General features: G+C 70.5%; 24 protein-coding genes and 5 pseudogenes. 18 read left to right on the plus strand and 11 right to left on the minus strand.

Features of this window, described 5'->3' with window-relative positions:
* The first annotated feature begins 391 nt into the window (after nucleotides 1-391).
* A complete protein-coding gene (locus AB0I52_RS22055; protein ID WP_363075064.1) occupies nucleotides 392-514 on the plus strand; it encodes a hypothetical protein in 123 nt (40 codons plus the stop codon).
* A gap of 64 nt (nucleotides 515-578) precedes the next feature.
* Nucleotides 579-1,577, plus strand: coding sequence for an RNA polymerase subunit sigma-70 (locus AB0I52_RS22060; protein WP_363075066.1), 999 nt, complete (start codon nucleotides 579-581; stop codon nucleotides 1,575-1,577).
* 216 nt (nucleotides 1,578-1,793) lie between these two features.
* On the opposite strand, the gene AB0I52_RS22065 is transcribed toward AB0I52_RS22060, so the two are convergent.
* The gene (locus AB0I52_RS22065) at nucleotides 1,794-2,180 is read right to left on the minus strand and encodes a hypothetical protein (RefSeq protein ID WP_363075067.1); all 387 of its coding nucleotides are present in this window, start codon (nucleotides 2,178-2,180) and stop codon (nucleotides 1,794-1,796) included.
* Between AB0I52_RS22065 and AB0I52_RS22070 the strand changes: the two are divergent.
* Nucleotides 2,098-2,319: pseudogene (locus AB0I52_RS22070) on the plus strand (ATP/GTP-binding protein); the annotation flags it as partial. The gene AB0I52_RS22065 and the pseudogene AB0I52_RS22070 overlap by 83 nt on opposite strands.
* Nucleotides 2,319-2,432, plus strand: a pseudogene (locus AB0I52_RS22075) (ABC transporter ATP-binding protein); the annotation flags it as partial. The pseudogenes AB0I52_RS22070 and AB0I52_RS22075, both read left to right, overlap by 1 nt.
* Before the next feature lie 117 nt (nucleotides 2,433-2,549).
* Here the strand turns inward: AB0I52_RS22075 and AB0I52_RS22080 are convergent.
* Entirely contained in the window at nucleotides 2,550-3,023 is a 474-nt protein-coding gene (locus AB0I52_RS22080) for an RDD family protein (RefSeq protein WP_363075142.1), read from the minus strand.
* Nucleotides 3,024-3,485: 462 nt separating this feature from the next.
* On the opposite strand from AB0I52_RS22080, the gene AB0I52_RS22085 reads away from it, so the two are divergent.
* From AB0I52_RS22085 to AB0I52_RS22100, 4 genes are all read left to right on the plus strand, one after another.
* Nucleotides 3,486-3,656, plus strand: coding sequence for a hypothetical protein (locus AB0I52_RS22085; protein WP_363075069.1), 171 nt, complete (start codon nucleotides 3,486-3,488; stop codon nucleotides 3,654-3,656).
* 349 nt (nucleotides 3,657-4,005) lie between these two features.
* Entirely contained in the window at nucleotides 4,006-5,382 is a 1,377-nt protein-coding gene (gene gdhA / locus AB0I52_RS22090) for an NADP-specific glutamate dehydrogenase (protein WP_363075071.1), read from the plus strand.
* A 109-nt stretch (nucleotides 5,383-5,491) separates the two neighbouring features.
* Nucleotides 5,492-5,752, plus strand: coding sequence for a type II toxin-antitoxin system prevent-host-death family antitoxin (locus AB0I52_RS22095; RefSeq protein WP_306087612.1), 261 nt, complete (start codon nucleotides 5,492-5,494; stop codon nucleotides 5,750-5,752).
* On the plus strand, nucleotides 5,749-6,018 hold the full coding sequence (locus AB0I52_RS22100; RefSeq protein ID WP_363075074.1) for a type II toxin-antitoxin system RelE/ParE family toxin: 270 nt from the start codon (nucleotides 5,749-5,751) through the stop codon (nucleotides 6,016-6,018). Before AB0I52_RS22095 ends, AB0I52_RS22100 begins: the two co-directional genes overlap by 4 nt.
* Nucleotides 6,019-6,141: 123 nt before the next feature.
* Here the strand turns inward: AB0I52_RS22100 and msrA are convergent, their stop codons facing one another.
* The 3 genes from msrA to AB0I52_RS22115 all read right to left on the minus strand — a co-directional run bounded on the left by msrA (nucleotide 6,142) and on the right by AB0I52_RS22115 (nucleotide 8,221).
* Complete coding sequence (gene msrA / locus AB0I52_RS22105) at nucleotides 6,142-6,807, minus strand: peptide-methionine (S)-S-oxide reductase MsrA (protein ID WP_363075076.1); 666 nt, start codon at nucleotides 6,805-6,807, stop codon at nucleotides 6,142-6,144.
* A gap of 85 nt (nucleotides 6,808-6,892) precedes the next feature.
* Complete coding sequence (locus tag AB0I52_RS22110; protein WP_363075078.1) at nucleotides 6,893-7,015, minus strand: hypothetical protein; 123 nt, start codon at nucleotides 7,013-7,015, stop codon at nucleotides 6,893-6,895.
* Between the two features lie 102 nt (nucleotides 7,016-7,117).
* Complete coding sequence (locus tag AB0I52_RS22115; protein WP_363075080.1) at nucleotides 7,118-8,221, minus strand: hypothetical protein; 1,104 nt, start codon at nucleotides 8,219-8,221, stop codon at nucleotides 7,118-7,120.
* A 66-nt stretch (nucleotides 8,222-8,287) separates the two neighbouring features.
* Between AB0I52_RS22115 and AB0I52_RS22120 the strand changes: the two genes are divergently transcribed.
* On the plus strand, nucleotides 8,288-9,433 hold the full coding sequence (locus AB0I52_RS22120) for a cystathionine gamma-synthase (protein ID WP_363075082.1): 1,146 nt from the start codon (nucleotides 8,288-8,290) through the stop codon (nucleotides 9,431-9,433).
* Between the two features lie 175 nt (nucleotides 9,434-9,608).
* On the opposite strand, the gene AB0I52_RS22125 is transcribed toward AB0I52_RS22120, so the two are convergent.
* The 4 genes from AB0I52_RS22125 to AB0I52_RS22140 all read right to left on the minus strand — a co-directional run bounded on the left by AB0I52_RS22125 (nucleotide 9,609) and on the right by AB0I52_RS22140 (nucleotide 11,229).
* Entirely contained in the window at nucleotides 9,609-9,800 is a 192-nt protein-coding gene (locus AB0I52_RS22125) for a DUF1059 domain-containing protein (RefSeq protein WP_363075084.1), read from the minus strand.
* A 120-nt stretch (nucleotides 9,801-9,920) separates the two neighbouring features.
* Entirely contained in the window at nucleotides 9,921-10,172 is a 252-nt protein-coding gene (locus tag AB0I52_RS22130) for a hypothetical protein (protein WP_363075085.1), read from the minus strand.
* Nucleotides 10,169-10,645, minus strand: coding sequence for a sigma factor-like helix-turn-helix DNA-binding protein (locus AB0I52_RS22135; RefSeq protein ID WP_363075087.1), 477 nt, complete (start codon nucleotides 10,643-10,645; stop codon nucleotides 10,169-10,171). The genes AB0I52_RS22130 and AB0I52_RS22135 overlap by 4 nt, the downstream gene beginning before the upstream one ends.
* Nucleotides 10,646-10,698: 53 nt before the next feature.
* Nucleotides 10,699-11,229: a MarR family transcriptional regulator gene (locus AB0I52_RS22140; protein WP_363075089.1), complete on the minus strand. Its 531-nt coding sequence runs from the start codon at nucleotides 11,227-11,229 to the stop codon at nucleotides 10,699-10,701.
* 156 nt (nucleotides 11,230-11,385) lie between these two features.
* Between AB0I52_RS22140 and ilvA the strand changes: the two genes are divergently transcribed.
* The 4 genes and pseudogenes from ilvA to AB0I52_RS22160 all read left to right on the plus strand — a co-directional run bounded on the left by ilvA (nucleotide 11,386) and on the right by AB0I52_RS22160 (nucleotide 14,805).
* Nucleotides 11,386-12,615, plus strand: a complete 1,230-nt coding sequence (ilvA, locus tag AB0I52_RS22145; RefSeq protein ID WP_363075091.1) for a threonine ammonia-lyase — start codon at nucleotides 11,386-11,388, stop codon at nucleotides 12,613-12,615.
* A gap of 173 nt (nucleotides 12,616-12,788) precedes the next feature.
* On the plus strand, nucleotides 12,789-13,796 hold the full coding sequence (locus AB0I52_RS22150; RefSeq protein WP_363075092.1) for an ATP-binding cassette domain-containing protein: 1,008 nt from the start codon (nucleotides 12,789-12,791) through the stop codon (nucleotides 13,794-13,796).
* Nucleotides 13,793-13,921: pseudogene (locus AB0I52_RS22155) on the plus strand (ABC transporter permease); the annotation flags it as partial. The gene AB0I52_RS22150 and the pseudogene AB0I52_RS22155, both read left to right, overlap by 4 nt.
* A 77-nt stretch (nucleotides 13,922-13,998) precedes the next feature.
* Nucleotides 13,999-14,805 (plus strand): ABC transporter permease, encoded by an 807-nt coding sequence (locus tag AB0I52_RS22160; RefSeq protein WP_363075094.1) that lies wholly within the window; start codon nucleotides 13,999-14,001, stop codon nucleotides 14,803-14,805.
* Between the two features lie 94 nt (nucleotides 14,806-14,899).
* Here the strand turns inward: AB0I52_RS22160 and AB0I52_RS22165 are convergent, their stop codons facing one another.
* Nucleotides 14,900-15,298, minus strand: a complete 399-nt coding sequence (locus tag AB0I52_RS22165; RefSeq protein ID WP_363075096.1) for a hypothetical protein — start codon at nucleotides 15,296-15,298, stop codon at nucleotides 14,900-14,902.
* A gap of 205 nt (nucleotides 15,299-15,503) precedes the next feature.
* On the opposite strand from AB0I52_RS22165, the pseudogene AB0I52_RS22170 reads away from it, so the two are divergent.
* A pseudogene (locus AB0I52_RS22170) lies at nucleotides 15,504-15,797 on the plus strand (ABC transporter permease); the annotation flags it as partial.
* 100 nt (nucleotides 15,798-15,897) lie between these two features.
* Nucleotides 15,898-16,014, plus strand: a pseudogene (locus tag AB0I52_RS22175) (XRE family transcriptional regulator); the annotation flags it as partial.
* 78 nt (nucleotides 16,015-16,092) lie between these two features.
* On the opposite strand, the gene AB0I52_RS22180 reads toward AB0I52_RS22175, so the two are convergent.
* Complete coding sequence (locus AB0I52_RS22180; protein ID WP_363075146.1) at nucleotides 16,093-16,248, minus strand: hypothetical protein; 156 nt, start codon at nucleotides 16,246-16,248, stop codon at nucleotides 16,093-16,095.
* Between the two features lie 254 nt (nucleotides 16,249-16,502).
* Here AB0I52_RS22180 and AB0I52_RS22185 point away from each other — a divergent pair, with 254 nt between their 5' ends.
* From AB0I52_RS22185 to AB0I52_RS22195, 3 genes are all read left to right on the plus strand, one after another.
* Entirely contained in the window at nucleotides 16,503-17,135 is a 633-nt protein-coding gene (locus AB0I52_RS22185; RefSeq protein WP_363075148.1) for a hypothetical protein, read from the plus strand.
* Between the two features lie 896 nt (nucleotides 17,136-18,031).
* Entirely contained in the window at nucleotides 18,032-18,310 is a 279-nt protein-coding gene (locus tag AB0I52_RS22190; protein ID WP_363075098.1) for a hypothetical protein, read from the plus strand.
* A complete protein-coding gene (locus AB0I52_RS22195) occupies nucleotides 18,271-18,516 on the plus strand; it encodes a hypothetical protein (RefSeq protein ID WP_363075100.1) in 246 nt (81 codons plus the stop codon). The genes AB0I52_RS22190 and AB0I52_RS22195 overlap by 40 nt, the downstream gene beginning before the upstream one ends.
* The last annotated feature ends 24 nt before the right edge of the window (nucleotides 18,517-18,540 follow it).

An 18,540-nucleotide genomic window follows, 5' to 3' on the forward strand; every position in this document is an offset into this window, starting at 1 on the left:
CTCGCCCCGGGCAGGACCCCGATCGGCCCCGAAGTCCCCCACCGCAGGCGGCGGCACCGGATCCCCACGGATCCCGGTGCCGCCGCCTGCGGCGTTCCGGGGCGTTCTCATCCGGATCGGAGGCGCCGAGATGGTCAGCGACCTGCTCAATGGTCCAGAGTCCGGTACTGAGGCGTCCCACGGCGGCCGCAACGGCCTCGCCGAACTCGTCGAAACCGTCCTCGGTCCAAGGGGCCACCTCTCCGGCGCCGGAGAGCCGGCGCCATCCCCAGCGGCCCGTTACGGAGCCCCCTGCCTGAACACCCCTCGGATATCTGTAAGGCGCGGGACCCTCTGACTACTTGCCAGACTTGCCTGACGCACATTTCTCACCCGAGATAACGACCCCGGCATGCGCCAGGCGATCGCGCATCCGCGCCCACTCCGGCGGGCCCACGCCCTCCTCGCCGTACCGCGCGTCGTGCTCCGCCACCGGATCCGTAACTGGATCAGCCATGCCGACCGCCCCCGGTGATGAGATTCCGCGCCCGCACCCGTCACACATACGGCGGGACACGACGAGGCGGAAGGATGACGTGATGAGTGCGAACACGCGGCTGGAGGAGTTGGGCGTGAGCGGTCTGGGCGAGGTCGACGAGCCGGCGTTCTCGGGGCTGGCTGAGCGGCACCGGCGGGAGTTGCACGTGCACTGCTACCGGATGCTCGGGTCGTTCGAGGACGCCGAGGACGCCGTGCAGGAGACGTTCCTCCGTGCCTGGCGGCGGCGGGAGACCTTCGAGGGGCGGTCGACGTTCCGGGCCTGGCTGTACCGGATCGCCACCAACGCCTGCCTGGACCTGCTCGCCAAGTGCCGCCCGGAGCCCGCGACCGGAGGCGAGGTGCTGTGGCTGCAGCCCTACCCGGACCGGCTGCTCGACGAGCTACCCGCGGGCGACGCGGACGAGCCGGAGACTGTCGCCGTCGCGCGGGAGACGATCGAGCTGGCGTACCTGGTCGCAGTCCAGCACCTCGCGCCGCGTCCGCGGGCCGTGCTGATCCTGCGGGACGTGCTCGGCTGGCCGGCGAAGGACGTCGCGGAGTGCCTCGGGGACTCCGTCAACTCCGTGAACAGCGCGCTGCAGCGGGCCCGCGCCGGCATGCGGGAGCACCTGCCCGCCGAGCGGCAGGACTGGGCCGGCGGTGAACAGGACGCCGGGACGCGCCGGCTGGTGCGCCGCTTCACCGACGCCAGCGTGGCCACGGACATCCCGGCGCTCGCCGCGATGCTGCGGGACGACGTGCGCTGTTCGATGCCGCCCACGCCGGGCCTGTACGTCGGCCGCGACACGGTGATCAACAACTGGATCGAGGACGGCTTCGAGGGCATGACGGACCTGCGCACCGTCCCCACCTCCGTGAACCGGCAGCCCGCCGTCGCCTTCTACCACTGGCGGGACCAGGAAGGCGGGTACCTGCCGCTGACGATCGACGTCCTGCGCGTCACCGGCGGCGCGATCACCGAGATCGTCACGTTCCACGATGACCAGTTCCCGCGGCTCGGGCTGCCCGGGTGCCTGCCGGCGGAGGGCACGGAGTAGTCCCGGTAAGGATGCTCGCGCTGCGCGGTGCCGCGCTTGTTGCGGTGGTCGCGGCGGAGTGGTCCGACGCGTTCGGCGTCGTCACCCGCGGGCAGCTGCAGCTGCCCGACGGCGAGCCCGAGCCGGTCCTCGGACTCGACGCCGGGTTCTGGCTCCGCGGCACCGGCGTCCGCGCCCTGCGGAACCCCGGCCGTCGCCCGCCGGGGGCGCGCATCGTCACCCCCAGGGCCAGGACCGTCGCGTGCCGGTCAACACCCGTATGCCGGTTACCGAATGATGGAGGAACGCCATGAACAACATAAATGACACCGGGGTCGCCGCAAGCGCGGCATCGGGCCGGATCAGCCACACCCACCGACTCCGCGGGCTCGCCGGCACCGGCTTCATCGCCACGCTCGCGGCGATAGTGGCCACCACGCTCGCCGCGGCGCCCAGGCCGTTGGCGTCGACTTCGAGGTCCCCGATGGTGGCGGGGCGATCCCGTTGTCCGGGTTCGCCGTGGTAACCGGCTTCTTCTCGGTACAACATCTCGCTCACCAGCCGCACGGCGGAAGTCGCCGACACGCTGAAGTACTTCTCCGAGCGGATCCCGGCGACGTTCATCTACGCCGGCATCGACATCGAGCGCTCCAACCTGTTGTCGGGAACCCGTAGCCAGCAGATCGCCGGCCGCTTCACGCTCATCCCCGCCTCCCCGTTCCCCTGCAACACCGAGTGGAAGGGCCTGGTCGCCACTCTCGAAACGGGCTCACCTTCATCATGGTTACCCACGACAGCGCGATCGCCCGCAGGGCCCCGAGGCTGGCGACCATCCGCAAGGGCAAGGTCACCATCACGGAGAACGCGGCGGCCTGAGCGGTCCGGCACACGTAAGGCCGCTGCTGCCACCGCTACCGCCACCGCACCGCCGTCCGCGGGCCCGCACCGGGTTCGCGGACGGCGGTCCGGGTTCACCCACGGTCCCGGACGGCTTCAGGCGGTCCGTCCGGCGGCGGCCCGGCGGTGTGCCGCGAGATCGCTGCGCCGGACCTGGCGCACCCCGGCCGGGTCGGCGTACGGCTCGGCGTACGGATCGCCCTCCTCGCAGCCGCGCGGAGCGGGGCCGGGGCCGTCGTCCCCACGGGCGAGGTGGGCGCGCAGCCCGTACCAGGGCTGGAGCGGCAGCCAGCACAGGCCGTGCAGCCAGCGCCGCATCAGCTGCCCCGGCCGCGGGCGTCCGCCGTCCGGCAGGCTCACCACCCGGATGCCCATGATCAGCTTTCCGGCACCGGCTCCGACGAGTGCGGTGAGCACCACCTGATTGAGGAAGGAGAGCACGAGCACGGGCCCGAGCAGCAGGGCGACGTCCCCGGAGAGGGGCGTCGAGTCCACGTGCGACCGGGCCAGTAACCCGGCGGTGACCAGGCAGAGATAGCAGTCGAGACCCACGGCGAGATAGCGGCGCATCTCCCCGGCCCGGGGCAGCGTGCGATGCCCGGCCCGCCCGGTCCGGCCGGGTATGTGCGGGGGCCTGGGCACCCCGTGTCCGAGCAGCGCGTTTCCGGCCAACGACGCTGACCCGTAAGGCCGATGGGGATCCTGGGTGCCGCGGTTCCCCCGTGAAGTCTTCATGACGGCATCATGTCTGATCGCCCGTCACCGCGGGCCCGGTCCGTACAGGCCGTCCGCCGCCGCGCCGCGCGCCGGGGCTGCTCAGGCCCGGACCCGTGGTGTAGCCCGCTACACCACGGCTCCGGGGGCGGGCGCCCTCGTGCGGGAGTCCGCCGGCCGGAAGGATGGGTGACGCAGCCGGACGCCGGCCCGGCGGCGCCACCCGGCCTTGTCCGGGTCCGAGTCCGGGACGGGGCCCGAGTCGGGCTCCGCCCTCGCCCTCGCCCTCGCCCGTCTTCGTCTCCGTGGAGGTACCCCGTGAAGCCACTGCTCCGGTTCGTGCTGCTCGCCGCGATCGTCGCGAACGTCTCCCTCAACTTCCTGGTCGAGCAGGGCGGCCTGAACATCGCCCTGAGCGTCGTGTCGGGAGTGGTCGTCCTGGCGTCGGCCGCGGGCCTGTGGATGCTGCGCGGCCCGCGCGAGTCCTGAGGGCCGCACGCGCCGGCCTCACCGTCACGGCAGACGCACTGTGAGGTTCACCACTTCGGGGGGTGTCCGGGCATACCCCCCAACCCGGTCGTTCCGCCCGGAACCGGTCTGGGGCAAGGCTTCCGCGGCCGGCTCCTGTGCGGGCCGGCGGGATTCACCATGTGGATGCCATGGAGGATTCGGCGGTCCCACTGGGACACTCGGTAGGCCACAACGGTCCTGTACGTCGCAGTCGTGAGCGCGGTACCCGCGCTATCCGGGCGACGCCCTCAATGGGGAGGGGGGATCCGGTGCCCTCCGGGACGGGGGCACCTTCGCGATGAGCCGACCCATGGAAGGTCTTGATCAGATGACGGCCACCCCTGACTCCGCAATGCCGCACGCCGCCGAGAACCGCGTCATCGAGCCGCTCTACGCGGAGATCCTCCGCCGCAACCAGGGCGAGAAGGAATTCCACCAGGCGGTGCGGGAAGTCCTCGAGACGCTCGGCCCGGTGCTGGCCCAGCGGCCGGAGTTCGTGGACGCGCGGATCATCGAGCGCATATGCGAGCCGGAGCGCCAGCTCATCTTCCGGGTGCCGTGGTCGGACGACTCGGGCGACATCCACGTCAACCGCGGCTTCCGGGTCGAGTTCTCCAGCTCGCTGGGCCCGTACAAGGGCGGACTGCGCTTCCACCCCTCGGTCAACCTCGGCATCGTGAAGTTCCTCGGCTTCGAGCAGATCTTCAAGAACGCCCTCACCGGCATGCCCATCGGCGGCGGCAAGGGCGGCTCGGACTTCGACCCGAAGGGCCGCTCGGACGCCGAGATCATGCGGTTCTGCCAGTCGTTCATGACCGAGCTCCACCGCCACCTGGGCGAGTACACCGATGTCCCCGCCGGTGACATCGGCGTGGGCGGCCGCGAGATCGGCTTTCTCTTCGGCCAGTACAAGCGGATCACCAACCGCTTCGAGTCCGGTGTCCTCACCGGAAAGGGCCTCGGCTGGGGCGGCGCCCTGGTGCGTACGGAGGCGACCGGCTACGGCTGCGTCCTGTTCACCGCCGAGATGCTCCGCAGCCGGGGCGAGTCCCTCGAAGGCCAGCGCATCGTCGTGTCGGGCTCGGGCAACGTCGCGATCTACGCGATCGAGAAGGCCCAGCAGCTCGGCGCCACGGTGGTGACCTGCTCCGACTCCGACGGCTACGTCGTGGACGAGAAGGGCATCGACCTCGCCCTGCTCAAGGAGATCAAGGAGGCCGGTCGCGGCCGTGTCTCCGAGTACGCGGAACGCCGCACCGAGGCCACGTTCGTGCCCGGCGCCGGCGTCTGGGACGTCCCCTGCGACGTGGCCCTGCCCTGCGCCACGCAGAACGAACTCCACGAGGCCGACGCGCTGACTCTCGTGCGCAACGGCGTGAAGGCGGTCGCCGAGGGCGCCAACATGCCCACCACTCCCGAGGCCGTCCGCGTCTTCCAGGAGGCGGGTGTGGCCTTCGCCCCCGGCAAGGCGGCCAACGCGGGCGGTGTCGCCACCAGCGCCCTGGAGATGCAGCAGAACGCCTCGCGCGACTCCTGGACGTTCGCCCACACGGAGGAGCGCCTCGCGGAGATCATGCGGCACATCCACGACTCCTGCTACACCACGGCGGAGCGCTACGGCAGCCCCGGCAACTACGTGGTCGGCGCCAACATCGCCGGCTTCGAGCTGGTCGCGGACGCGATGCTGGCGCAGGGTCTGATCTGACCGGGTTCCAGACGTACTGACACGGGCCCGGGACGCGCATGCGTCCCGGGCCCGCGGTCCGTGTGGGGCCGTCGGCGCGCGTGTACGCAATTATGCGTACGCTTGCGTCATGGCTGAGACCGTGACCGTACGTGAGGCCCGCACCCACCTGGCCGAGGTCATTGACCGGGCCGAGGCCGGAAAGACCACGGTGGTGACCCGCAATGGCAGGCGCGTCGCCGCGCTCGTCCCGATAGACGTACTCGACGCTCTGGACGCGGCAGCCGACGAACTGGCCGCGCGCGAAGCGGAGGCACACCGCGAGGACCCCACCGTCAGCATGGCGGAACTCCTGGCGGATCTCTTCGAGGGCGGGAATTCGGCCGCGTGAAGTACGCCTTCCGCTTCACCGCTCATGCCCAGCGCCGGCTCCGCTCGATCGACCGGCAGGACGCCCTCCGTATTCTGACCGCCATCGCGCCGCTCGGTGACGACCCCTGGCGCGAAGACGCCGATGTCAAGAAGCTGGCAGGTCACGACGGCCTCTATCGTGTGCGCGCGGGCGAATTTCGGGTGGTCTACGAGGTCCAGGGCGATGTACTGGTCATCCTCGTCCTCCACCTCGGCCATCGGAGCGATGTCTACCGCAAGCTCTGAGGGTCACGTCTGAGCTCGGATCAGCCCGCGGCGGGCGGCCTCCTGCGGAAGGTCTCCGCCAGGGCGGTGTTCACCACCATCACGGCAGTCGCAGGCACTATTCAGGTCATATGAGCCGGACGCTCACCCCTCGGCCGGAGCCACCCCGATCGGGCACGAGACGCCCGTCCCGCCGATTCCGCAGTAGCCCGCCGGGTTCTTGTCCAGGTACTGCTGATGCGCGGCTTCCGCGGGCCAGAAGGTGCGGCCCTCGGCGGGCAGGATCTCCGTGGTGATCTCGCCGTGACCGGAGCCGGTGAGGACCTTCTGATAGGCCTCGCGGGACGCCTTCACGGCCCGTTCCTGTTCGGGGGAGTGGGTGTAGACCGCCGAGCGGTACTGCGTACCGACGTCATTGCCCTGGCGGAAGCCCTGGGTCGGGTTGTGCGACTCCCAGAAGAGCTTCAGCAGCTCGGGGTACGTGACGACGCGCGGGTCGTACACGACGCGGACGGCCTCCGTGTGGCCGGTCAGGCCGGAGCAGACCTCTTCGTAGGCGGGGTTCTCCGTGGAGCCGCCCTGGTAGCCGACGAGCGTCGTCCAGACGCCTTCCGTCTGCCAGAACTTGCGCTCGGCGCCCCAGAAACAGCCCATCGCGAAGTCCGCGACCTCCAGGCCCTCCGGGTACGGGCCCAGCAGGGCGTTGCCCAGGACCGTGTGGCGGGACGGGACGGTGAATTCCGGGGTGGGACGGCCGCGCAGCGCCTCCTGCGGAGTGGGGAGCTGAGGGGTACGGCGGTGCAGGAACATACGGGGGCTCCTCGTCGGGTCGGCGTGCTGTCCGTACAACGCACCGGGACCGCCGTGGATTCCGCCGCGGGTTCCGCCGCCCCGGTCAGCGGCGGGGCGTGCCGTCGTTGGACTCCATGTCCTCGACGTAGGCGGCGGCCCGCTTGCGGGCCTTGAACCAGAACCAGAGGCCCAGGCCGATCAGGATCAGGGGTATCAGTCGGGCCATGAGGTGCACCGGTCCCATCAGTCAGCAGGCCGCGCGGTGGGCGCCTTGTCGGTGCCCACCGTCGCACACCGTCGGATGACAAAGGGCCGGGAGGCTGTCCGGTTACCGCAGCAGCGTCGCCGGGCTGCCGCCGTTCGCCTCGTAGCCGGCGACCGCGAGGGCCCGGTACACGGTGTACTCGGCGGCCGGGTCGGAGCTCTCCGTCCACGGCAGCGCGCCCACGTGCCCGTCGATGTGGACGAGCTGGCCCATCGCCTCCGACCAGCGCTCCATCCGGACCAGGAACAGCACCAGGAGATGGCGGACATGGGCGAGCATCGGGTCGTCGGCGCGCGCCGCGTGGACCGCGAACAGGGCGCCCTCGACCGCCTTGGTCACCGCCTGGCTCTGGTAGAAGCTCCGCACCATGTTGACCTCGGGCAGGTGCTCGTACAGCGCGAAGAGCGGCAGCGCGGCCAGCAGCGATCCCTGCGGGGCGCGGGCGGCGGCCGCGGTGGCGAAGCGGTCGGCCTCCTCGCGGGAGCCGTGCCACTTCTCGCACCAGAAGTGCAGCGCCGCGATGTGCGCGCCCATGTGTGCGGGGGCCCGGTCGATGATCTTCGCCCAGAGCTGGTCGAACTCCTCGTGGGAGTAGCCGAGCCCACGCGCCGCCGCCAGCTCCACCAGGTACGGCACCGGATCGCCCGGTGCCAGCAGGGCCGCCTCGCCGACGACCGTACGGGCCTCCTCCAGGATGATCCGGAAGTCGTCCGTGCCGACGGTGGACGAACGCCAGGCCTGCTGGACCAGGAACTCGGCGTGCACGGCCGCGCCGCCCGCGTCCTTGGGGGACTCGGCCCGCCACTTGCGCAGCCAGGCCCCGCCGACGCCCGGCCGCTGCGCCAGCTCCAGCGAGGCGGCACCGGCGAACGCCTGCACCCGCTGCCACCGCACCTCGCCCTCCTTCGGCGTCCCGGACAGCAGTTGCGAGGCGGCCCGCCACTCCTGGGTGCCCTGGACGACATCGAGTACGTCCAGGAGGTCCTGGTCGGGGCCCGGCATCCGGATGTCCAGTTCCTCCTGGCGTGCGAAGCCGTAGGTGTCCGGGTCGGCGGCGTCGGGGGACCCGGGCGCCACCTGGCGGATACCGCCGCGGCGCCGCAGCACGAAGGGGCCGAGGACCGCGGCGAGCATGCACAGCGCGAGCAGGAACCAGAGAATCTCCATGCACCCATTGTCCCGGACGGCCCCGGTGCTCCGTGAGCGCCCTCGCGACGAACTACGCTCGGCCCCATGAGCGACCAGCACAGCTTCGAAACTCTCGCGATCCACGCGGGAAACACCGCCGATCCCCTCACCGGCGCTGTTGTTCCGCCCATTTACCAGGTGTCGACGTACAAGCAGGACGGCGTCGGCGGGCTGCGCGGCGGCTACGAGTACAGCCGCAGCGCCAACCCGACGCGCACCGCACTGGAGGAGAACCTGGCGGCCCTTGAGGGCGGCCGCCGCGGGCTCGCCTTCGCGTCCGGTCTGGCCGCCGAGGACTGCCTGCTCCGTACGCTGCTGACGCCCGGCGACCACGTGGTCATCCCGAACGACGCCTACGGCGGTACGTTCCGGCTGTTCGCGAAGGTCGCCTCACGCTGGGGCGTGGAGTTCTCCGTCGCCGACACCTCGGACGTGGCGGCGGTACGGGCCGCGATCCAGCCGCGCACCAAGGCGATCTGGGTGGAGACGCCCTCCAACCCGCTGCTCGGCATCACCGACATCGCGGCCATCGCCGGTGTCGCCCGCTCGGCGGGTGCACGGCTGGTCGTCGACAACACCTTCGCCAGTCCCTACCTCCAGCAGCCCCTCGCCCTGGGCGCCGATGTGGTGGTGCACTCCACCACCAAGTACATGGGCGGCCACTCGGACGTCGTCGGCGGCGCGCTGATCGTCAACGACCCGGAACTCTCCGAGGAGTTGGCGTACCACCAGAACGCGATGGGTGCCGTGGCCGGCCCCTTCGACGCCTGGCTGGTGCTGCGCGGCATCAAGACCCTCGCCGTCCGGATGGACCGGCACAGCGAGAACGCCACCAAGGTCACCGACCTGCTGACCCGGCACCCCAAGGTCACCCAGGTCCTCTACCCGGGACTGCCCGAGCACCGGGGGCACGAGGTCGCCGCCAAGCAGATGAAGGCGTTCGGCGGCATGGTCTCCTTCCGCGTCGCGGGCGGCGAGGAGGCGGCGGTCGAGGTCTGCAACCGGGCGAAGCTCTTCACGCTCGGTGAGTCCCTCGGCGGCGTCGAGTCGCTGCTGGAGCACCCGGGCCGGATGACGCACGCCTCGGCGGCCGGATCGCCGCTGGAGGTCCCCGCCGACCTGGTCAGGCTCTCCGTCGGCATCGAGAACGGCGACGACCTGCTGGCCGACCTGACGCAGGCGCTCGGCTAGCTTGATCTTTAACCTCGGGGTCCGAACGGCTCGTCGTACTTGATCACTCGGACTGGTCCGGTCAGGGCTCCGAGAAGTGTGCGCGCACCCGGGGGCCGTGAGGGGTGCGGTGCCGGCGAGCGGCAGCGGGGACGGAGCCGGGCTACCGGCTCCGTCCCCGCTGCGGCCGGACGTCTCAGACGGCGGCCTTCTCGTCCTCCAGCATGCCCCGGAGCTGTTCCCGCAGCTCCGGGCTGTCGGTGTGCTCATGGACGGAGACCGCGTGCTCCGCCGCGGCCCGCACGACTTCGTCTTCCTCACCGGAGATCGTCAGCGAGCAGTTCGACTCGCTCGGATACTTGCGGCAGTCAGCGATTTTCCTGGTCATGACGGCCTCCTCGGCCGGCTCCGGACCGGCGCGTGACACTTGCCTCCAGGATAGATCCGCCCGGCCCGGTACGGCCTGTGCTCACGCCCTCAGCCGCGACGGCTGTCGTGGCTGAGGCCGTCACCAGCCGCCCAGCGGCGGGGTCGTCTCGGCCGGCGGGGCCTGCCAGGGCTGGACCGCGACCGCCCACACCGTGAACGCCGCCACCGCGACGAGCAGCCCCAGCAGCCCCAGCAGGCGCAGGGTCCGCCGCCGGCGCAGCACCCTGCCACCGAGCTCCGCCGCCCGCTCCGCCAGATCGGCGGGCACCTGCGGATGCGGCCCCTCCAGCATCCGCCGGACCTCGTCCTCCTTGCGGCCGGTACCGCTCATGGTGCGGTACCCCGACGGACCGTGGGGCCGCGGGTGCCGCGCATCGTGGCCACCGAGCGGTTGCAGATCGCGCGGATCCGGTCCACGGGCAGTCCGAGCAGCGCCGCGGTCTGCTCCTCGGCGACACCTTCGTGCAGCCGCAGCACCAGGACGAGCCGTTCCTGCGGGGTCAGCCCGTCCAGCAGCCCGCCGCGCGGATGGTGGTGGCGCCAGGCCTCCCTGGCGAACCGGGCGGCCAGGTCCTGCCGGGTGCGGTTGTACGGATCCTCGCCGTGCAGCCGGTCCCAGTCCGCGTACGTACGGGCCAGCGCGGCCGTCAGCAGCCGCTGCGCGCGCTCGTTGGCCCCCGGCGGCCGGGCGGGTTCGGCGGTGAGCAGGGTGGCGGCGTGCAGCAGCCGGCCGGCCGCGCCCGCCACGAAGGCCTCGAACTCCTGGGCGCGGCGCCGCTGTCGGCCCGCCTGGCGCTCTCGCACCCTGTCATCCGAGCGCGCCGCGGGCCCCGGGTCAAGGCCTGGGCCGGGTCCGGTTATCCCGCGGCGGGCGGCTGGTGCGCGCTCTGCCGGGCGGCCAGTGCCGCGTTGAAACGGGTGAGCAGCGCGCAGAACGTGTCGCGTTCCGCCTCGTCCCAGTCGCCCGTCACCTGCGACATCAGCTCGCGTCGCGATGCCCGGACCTCGTCCAGCCGGGCCTGTCCCCGCGGGGACAGCTGGAGCACGACGGCCCGGCCGTCCTCCGGGTGCGAGGTCCGCTTGACCAGGCCGGTGTCCACGAGCGGTGCGACCTGCCGGGTCACGGTCGAGGAGTCGATCCCCATCCCGGCGGCCAGCGCCTTGACGCCCATGGGCCCTTCCCGGTCCAGCCGGTTGAGCAGCAGATACGCGGCCCGGTCCATGGAATTGCGCACCTGGCCGACGCCGCCGAGACGGGTCTGCTCGGCACGGCGGGCGAAGACCGCCACCTGGTGCTGCAGAGTGTCGAGAAGGTGGTCGTGACCCGGATTCTCCGGGGTGGCGCCCCCGGAGGGAGACGCGGCAGTCGTCATGTCCTGAGGGGGCATGGCCGGGGGCTCTCTTCGTGCGGTGTCGGATGGGTGGGGGACAGAGTACGCGGCCCCGGGGCAACGCGTACCAGCGCTGCACAAACCTGCGGACATCGGCGCAGGACGGCCCGGCTCGCGGCGGCCACAACCCCTTTCAGCTGCAAGACTTGCGGTATGAACTTCCCGCCGCCCACCCAGTTTCCCCCGCTGATCCTCGATGACATCAAGGGGGCGCAGAAGATGCTCTCCGGCGTCTCCAGGGTCACCGCGATGGAGGGCAGCCGCCATCTGACCGCCCTCGTGGGCGCTCCCGTCCGGTTCAAGTGCGAGAACCTGCAGCGGACCGGCTCGTTCAAACTGCGCGGCGCGTACGTACGGATCGCCGGGCTGTCCCCGGTGGAACGGGCGGCGGGGGTGGTGGCCGCGAGCGCCGGGAACCATGCGCAGGGTGTCGCGCTCGCGTCTGCGCTGCTCGGCGTACGGGCGACGGTCTTCATGCCGGTCGGGGCGCCGCTGCCGAAGGTCGCCGCGACGCGTGAGTACGGGGCGCGGGTGCGGCTGCACGGCCATGTCGTCGACGAGACGCTGGCCGCGGCGCAGGAGTACGCGCGGGAGACCGGCGCGGTCTTCATCCACCCCTTCGACCACCCGGACATCATCGCCGGGCAGGGCACGGTGGGCCTGGAGATCCTGGAGCAGTGCCCCGAGGTGCGCACCATCGTCGTCGGGATCGGCGGCGGGGGGCTCGCCGCGGGGATCGCCGTGGCGGTGAAGGCGGTCCGCCCCGATGTGCGGATCGTCGGCGTGCAGGCGGCGGGCGCGGCCGCCTACCCGCCCTCGCTGGCCGCCGGCCACCCGGTGTCGATCGGCTCGCTCCAGACGATGGCGGACGGCATGAAGGTGGGGCGGCCGGGCGACGTACCGTTCCCGCTGATCAGGGATCTGGTCGACGAGATCCGTACGGTCTCCGAGGACGAGCTGTCCAGTGCGCTGCTGCTCTGCCTGGAGCGGGCGAAGATGGTCGTGGAGCCGGCCGGGGCGAGCCCGGTGGCCGCCCTGCTGAGCGACCCGAGGTCGTTCCGCGGGCCCGTGGTGGCGCTGCTGTCCGGCGGCAACGTGGACCCGCTGCTGATGCAGCGCATCCTGACCCACGGCATGTCGGCGGCCGGCCGGTATCTGAGCCTGCGGCTGCGGCTGACGGACCGCCCCGGCGCGCTGGCGACGATGCTCGCCGTGCTCTCGGTGGCCGATGCCAACGTCCTGGACGTGAGCCATGTACGCACCGACCCCCGGCTCGGCCTCACCGAGGCCGAGGTGGAGCTGCATCTGGAGACGAAGGGCCCGGAGCACTGCGCGGAGGTCGCCGCGGCGCTGCGCGACGCGGGCTACCTGGTGCTGAACTGAGCCATTCCGCTGCCCCGTGAACCGAACCTTGTGTGTCGCGATGTATCGCGTTACTGTGCCATCGCCCGACTCCGGACGTACACGCGTTCGCTTCGTGTGTTCGCCGGGCGAGGCAAGACGGGCAAATCTAGGATCTGTGAGGAAGCCACCCAAACGCACTGGGGGAACCCCATATGCCGGGCGCCATATACGCCGAAGGTCTGGTGAAGACCTTCGGTGACGTCACCGCACTCGGCGGTGTCGATCTCGACGTGCCCGAGGGCACCGTCCTTGGACTCCTCGGCCCCAACGGCGCCGGCAAGACGACCGCGGTGCGCGTCCTGACGACACTGCTCATGCCCGACAGCGGCAGCGCCTTCGTCGCGGGCATCGACGTACTGAAGAAACCCAACGAGGTACGTCGCTCGATCGGGCTCTCCGGCCAGTTCGCCGCCGTCGACGAGTACCTGACCGGCCGCGAGAACCTCCAGATGGTCGGCCAGCTCTACCAGATGAGCCGGCGCGACGCGAAGGTCCGGGCGGGGGAGCTGCTGGAGCGGTTCCACCTCGCCGACGCGGCCGACCGCCCCGCCAAGACGTACTCCGGCGGCATGCGCCGCCGTCTCGACCTGGCGGCGGCCCTCCTCGTCGCCCCGCCGGTCATGTTCATGGACGAGCCGACCACCGGCCTCGACCCGCGCAACCGGCAGCAGCTCTGGGAGGTCATCGAGGAGCTCGTGGCAGGCGGTACGACGCTGCTGCTGACCACGCAGTACCTGGAGGAGGCCGACCGTCTCGCCCACGACATCTGCGTGATCGACCACGGCCTCGTCATCGCCCGCGGCACCTCCGACCAGCTCAAGGCCCGCACCGGCGGCGAGCGCGTCGAGGTCGTGGTCCACCAGCCCGACCAGGTCGAACCGGCCCGCGCCGCCCTCGGCCACCTGGGCAAGGGCGAGGTCGCGGTCGTCCCGCACATGCGCAAACTGACCGTCCCGGTCGACGGCGGGGCCAAGCTCCTCGCCGACATCATCCGTGACCTCGACGCCCGAGGGGTGGAGATCGACGACATCGGGCTGCGCCGCCCCACCCTCGACGACGTGTTCATCTCCCTCACCGGCCACGCGGCCGAAGAGCAGAAGAACGACGGGGACGGGGCGGCGGCGCAGTCCGCCGCAACCGGGACGGAGGCGGAGAAGTGAGCGCACTCACCGAGACGGCGACGGCCCCCGCCCCACGGTCCGGCGGCGGCATCGGCCAGGCCGTACGCGACTCCCTGGTCATCGCCCGGCGCAACCTGATCCGGATGACCCGGATTCCGCATCTTGGTCGCTCAGCTGGATTTCGTTTCAACTGGGCTTCCGGCCCTGGTCAGCGCCTGATCGCGGGGGAGGGGAGCGCCGCATGAGCATGGTCGCCGACTCGATGGTCATCGCCCGCAGGAACCTAATTCGGATGACCAGGATTCCTGAGATGCTCCTTTTTGGGGTCATCCAGCCAGTTATGTTCGTGGTGCTGTTCACCTACGTCTTCGGCGGCTCGATCAGCATTGGCGGCTCCACCGACCCGCAGCTGTACAAGGAATTCCTGATGGCGGGCATCTTCGCCCAGACCGTCACCTTCGCCACCGCGGGCGCCGGCGCGGGCATCGCCGACGACATGCACAAGGGGCTCATCGACCGCTTCCGGTCGTTGCCGATGGCCCGGGGCGCGGTCCTCACCGGACGGACGCTCGCCGACCTCGTGCAGACCAGCCTCACGCTCGTCGTCCTCGCGGGAGTCGCCCTGATCGTCGGCTGGCGGACCCACGAGAACATCGGGAAGGTGCTCTGTGGCTTCCTGCTGCTGCTCCTGCTGGGCTACGCGTTCTCCTGGATCGGCGCCCTGATCGGCCTGACGGTACGGACCCCGGAGGCGGCGACCTCCGGCGGGCTTATCTGGCTGTTCCCCCTGACGTTCATCTCGAACGCCTTTGTGCCGGTCACCGGTATGCCGACGTTCCTTCAGCATGTCGCCGAGTGGAACCCGTTCAGTGCCACTGTGGCGGGCGCCCGTGAACTCTTCGGGAACACGATGCCGGGCGTCCCGAAGACGGTCACCGGTGCGTGGCCGATGGAGCACCCGATCTGGGCCTCGATCATCTGGTCCGTGCTGATCATCGCTGTCTTCCGGGCGCTGGCGGTGCGCAAGTACCGCTCGGCGGCAAACTGAGCCCAAAACCAGGCCGCGTCTGGCGCAAATCAGAAGAACAGCAGGAGGCCCGGAGCATGGCAGGCAAGCTCCGGGCCTCCTGCTGCCTGTGGCGTCAGCAGAACAGCTTGTACTTGGTGCTGCCCGTCCACTTGGTCTTCCCGTCATAGACCACGGCGGCATACGTGGTCATGTTGCCGCAAGCCGGCTTCGGAGCGGAAACACTGAACGTGCCGGCGTTGAGAGACTCGCATCCGGACGCGACCGTGATGTCGGGGTAGTACGGGTGCTGCGTGTTGAGGTAGACGCAGAGCTTTGTGCCGACCGGATTGGGTCCCCATAGGGTCGCCGAGGCGTAAACCCTACCGCTGGACAGATAGGGGAGGTTGGCCTGGGCGGTCACCTGGGCACCGGCTTGGGCCGAGAAGGCCGTGCCCATCACCAGAGTCGCCGCTGCCGCGCCCGTTCCGAGCACCTTCGTCAATATTTTGATCAGGATCAACCCCTCGTGCATCGATGACCTCTTTGTGCTCGATCAGGCCCTGACGCTACAGAGAGCGGCCAGGTGAGAACAGAGGATTTCAAGCCCCGGATAGGGTGGTATGGATGAATTCGGATTCAAGTGGAAGGAGTTGGGTATTCGAGCGCGTCCGAATACTGCTTTGCTTTGGTCGTAAAGTTTTCCTGAGCTGTTCGAACATGCGTGGTTATAAGTGGAATCGCCCGAGGCTGCCACCTCGGGCGGACTGATCTGGCTGTTCCCGGTCACCTTCATCTCGAACGCCTTCGTGGACTCAAGCACGATGGCCTCCTGGCTCCAGCCGATCGCGGACTGGAACCCGTTCAGTGCCACCGTCCAGGCATGCCGCGTGCTGTTCGGGAACCCGGGCGTCTCCCACTCCGACGCCTGGCCGATGCAGCATCCCGTCTGGGCCTCGCTGATCTGGTCCGTCGTCATCATCGCGCTCTTCCGCACGCCGGCGGTCCGCAAGTACCGGTTGACGGCCGGCTGACAGCCCACCGAGCGCCGTGAGTTGAAGCCCCCATCAGGCAACCTCTGGTGGGGGCTTCGCCGTTACCCGGAAGGGCATACCCTGACAAGGAGGTGATTCGATGTCGTCGCTGTCCGAGAACGTCCGTAATCACCGTCGCCGGGTTGGACTGAGCCAGGAAAGGCTGGCCGAGGAAGCCGAGCTGTCCGTCGGTGTGGTCCGCAAGGTCGAGCAGGGCGGGAACGTCCAGGTCGAGACGCTTCACATGCTCGCCCGAGCACTGGGCACCACCACCTCGAGTCTGTTCGCCACTGAATCACCCGAGCCGGTCCGCGCGAACGCGGGTGATGGCCCGAAACTCACCGAGCTGCGCCGCGCACTCATGCCGCCGGTCGGACTGATCGAGACCCTCACCGAACCCGAGCAGGCCCGTCCACTGCCGGCCACCCAGCGCGACATCGACGACAGCCACGCGCTGTATCAGGCGGACCGGTACGACTCGGTGGCCAAGCGCCTGCCCGCCATCCTGCGCGCAGCCGAAGCCGCAGTGACCTTCGCGGAGGGCGACCGGGCCCGCCAGGATGCTCTCGCGGTACGTGCCAACGCCTTCCTGCTGGCCGGCAAGTACCTCACCCAGGTCAGGCCGCTACGACATGGCCTACTACGCCCTTTCGCAGGGCATCAGGGACGCTCGCGAAACCGGCCGCAAGTACGTCGCCGCGACGGGTGTCGTCGGCACGGGCTGGACTGCTGCTGCGGCAGGACCGCTTCGACGAGGCGGAGCGCCTGGCCACTGCGACGGCCGAGGAGATCGAGCCACGTCTGTCCACTGCCACGCCGGGCCGGCTCGCCGTATGGGGGGAGCTGCTTCAACGAGTGGCCTCCGCCGCGATGCGGAACAACCGCCCGGACGTCGCCAGGGAAGCGCGGCGCCTGGCCGCGACGGCCGCAAGCGCGCTGAACGTCGAACACGTCAACTTCGCGGAGCACTGGACCACCTTCGGGCCCGTCACGGCAGAGGCGAAGATGATCGAGGATCTCTCCCTGATCGGAGATGCTCGCGGAGTGCTCAGCCGTGCCGATGACGGAGTCATGAGCCGCAAGGCGCTGAAGAAGTTCGGCCGGCCGAGCGCGAACAACTGGGACCGCCACCGCCTCGACGTCGCGAGGGCACACGCGCTGCTCGGCTCGCACGCGGACGCCATGGACGAGCTGAACGCGATCAAGCGCTCGTCCCCGGAGTGGCTGCGGCACCAGAGCATGGCCCGCTATCTCATGGGCGACATCCTGAGGGGCCGGAAGCGCACGCTGACCGCAGACATGCGCGAGATGGCTGTTCACCTGGGCGTGGCCGGGTAACTACCACAATCCGTGGCACCTCCTGTCGCTCCGTCAGATAAGTGCCACGCTCCGCGTCCGGGCGCTCGCCCTCACTCTTCGTAACTTCTTCGTCATGGCGAGCAACCAGCAAGCCGAGCCGCGTATCGAGATCGGCTCGGTCATGAGGGACACAGGCCCCGCCCGAGCGGCGTTCCCCTGTCCCGTTCGGGCGGGGCCTTCCCTTCCGCTACGAGGGGACCGACTCCGAAACGCAGACCGGTCGCCGGGTGGGCGGCGACGGCATTCCGACCCCCGTCGCATTCGGCAAGCACGGCACCAGCGTCAACACGTACCCCGCGACGCAGGTCAGCAAGGGCGGCAAGGTGGACGCGCCGATCTGGTGACAGCCGAGCTGGACCGACGCCGCGTGCCCGTCGTGCGGTTCGACCCAGGACGGGACTTCCCGGACGGGGCCGGTCTCGCGGCCCACCTCGGCCACCGAGGCTGGTCCGGCCGGCCGACAGCGCACGGCCGCGCCGCGGAACTCGAAGAAGTTCGGGCCCTGCACCACCGGCGTCCCAGCGCCTACCAGGGCTTCGACAGCGACGACCAGGCGCTTCCTCGCACACTTCGATCTCAACTTCGGAGCCTTCGGAGCCTTCGGAGCCTTCGGAGCCTTCGGCTCTGCCGTCTCGACGGACGGCGCATGGTGGTTCCTGGAGTGCGACCCCTACGGGCAGTGGGCCTGGCCGGAGCACGAGACCGAGCTGCCGATCACCCGTGCCATTGCCGATCTGCTGGAGAAGGGCAAACAACCGTGACCGACAGCTTGGTCCCCGAGCACCTGCGCGCGGCACTCGCCGCGCACCTGACCGGTACCGGAGCGCTGCGCAGCCCCGAAGGCCGGCACCGGCACCGGGTACTCCACCGGGCCGATGGTCCGCGTCCTCGGCTCCGAGAACGTGACGTCGATCGAGGTCGACCCCGCCGTCTCCGCCCGAGCGGGCGTGGCCCTCGCCGGTCTCGGCCGGTACCCCCGACTCGTCGCCGGTGACGGACTCGGTGGGTACAGCGAGGGCGGCCCGCACGACCGGATCATCGCCACCTGTGGGGTTCACCACATTCCGCGCGAGTGGATTTCGCGGACCGGACCCGGGGGCGAGATCCTGGCCGCGTGGGCGGCTGGACCGGAGCCTCCGAACTGGTCTGCCTGACCGTCGAGGACGACGGCACCGCGAGCGGACCCGTGCTCGCGGGCCAGGTCTCCTTCGTGCTTGCCCGGCCGCACCCCTGGGCCGCGCTCCACGAAGACGGCGGGCGCTGGTTCGTCCGCCAGGGCGGCCCGGAGCGGCTGTGGGACGCTCTCTCGCGGCAGCTGATGCGCTGGCTCAAGGAGGCCGGCCCGCGGCCGAGCGCATGAGCCTTCACGTCGATGAGGACGGCG

Origin of the sequence: Streptomyces sp. NPDC050423 (genome assembly GCF_040655445.1) — a bacterium.
Classification (GTDB): domain Bacteria; phylum Actinomycetota; class Actinomycetes; order Streptomycetales; family Streptomycetaceae; genus Streptomyces.

Coding starts and splice junctions, on each gene's coding strand:
- AB0I52_RS22055 (WP_363075064.1), top strand. CDS start 392: ATGCGCCAGGCGATCGCGCATCCGCGCCCACTCCGGCGGGCCCACGCC.
- AB0I52_RS22060 (WP_363075066.1), top strand. CDS start 579: ATGAGTGCGAACACGCGGCTGGAGGAGTTGGGCGTGAGCGGTCTGGGC.
- AB0I52_RS22065 (WP_363075067.1), bottom strand. CDS start 2,180: ATGAACGTCGCCGGGATCCGCTCGGAGAAGTACTTCAGCGTGTCGGCG.
- AB0I52_RS22080 (WP_363075142.1), bottom strand. CDS start 3,023: ATGCGCCGCTATCTCGCCGTGGGTCTCGACTGCTATCTCTGCCTGGTC.
- gdhA (WP_363075071.1), top strand. CDS start 4,006: ATGACGGCCACCCCTGACTCCGCAATGCCGCACGCCGCCGAGAACCGC.
- AB0I52_RS22095 (WP_306087612.1), top strand. CDS start 5,492: ATGGCTGAGACCGTGACCGTACGTGAGGCCCGCACCCACCTGGCCGAG.
- msrA (WP_363075076.1), bottom strand. CDS start 6,807: ATGTTCCTGCACCGCCGTACCCCTCAGCTCCCCACTCCGCAGGAGGCG.
- AB0I52_RS22110 (WP_363075078.1), bottom strand. CDS start 7,015: ATGGCCCGACTGATACCCCTGATCCTGATCGGCCTGGGCCTCTGGTTC.
- AB0I52_RS22115 (WP_363075080.1), bottom strand. CDS start 8,221: ATGGAGATTCTCTGGTTCCTGCTCGCGCTGTGCATGCTCGCCGCGGTC.
- AB0I52_RS22120 (WP_363075082.1), top strand. CDS start 8,288: ATGAGCGACCAGCACAGCTTCGAAACTCTCGCGATCCACGCGGGAAAC.
- AB0I52_RS22125 (WP_363075084.1), bottom strand. CDS start 9,800: ATGACCAGGAAAATCGCTGACTGCCGCAAGTATCCGAGCGAGTCGAAC.
- AB0I52_RS22130 (WP_363075085.1), bottom strand. CDS start 10,172: ATGAGCGGTACCGGCCGCAAGGAGGACGAGGTCCGGCGGATGCTGGAG.
- AB0I52_RS22140 (WP_363075089.1), bottom strand. CDS start 11,229: ATGCCCCCTCAGGACATGACGACTGCCGCGTCTCCCTCCGGGGGCGCC.
- ilvA (WP_363075091.1), top strand. CDS start 11,386: ATGAACTTCCCGCCGCCCACCCAGTTTCCCCCGCTGATCCTCGATGAC.
- AB0I52_RS22150 (WP_363075092.1), top strand. CDS start 12,789: ATGCCGGGCGCCATATACGCCGAAGGTCTGGTGAAGACCTTCGGTGAC.
- AB0I52_RS22160 (WP_363075094.1), top strand. CDS start 13,999: ATGAGCATGGTCGCCGACTCGATGGTCATCGCCCGCAGGAACCTAATT.
- AB0I52_RS22165 (WP_363075096.1), bottom strand. CDS start 15,298: ATGCACGAGGGGTTGATCCTGATCAAAATATTGACGAAGGTGCTCGGA.
- AB0I52_RS22190 (WP_363075098.1), top strand. CDS start 18,032: ATGGTCCGCGTCCTCGGCTCCGAGAACGTGACGTCGATCGAGGTCGAC.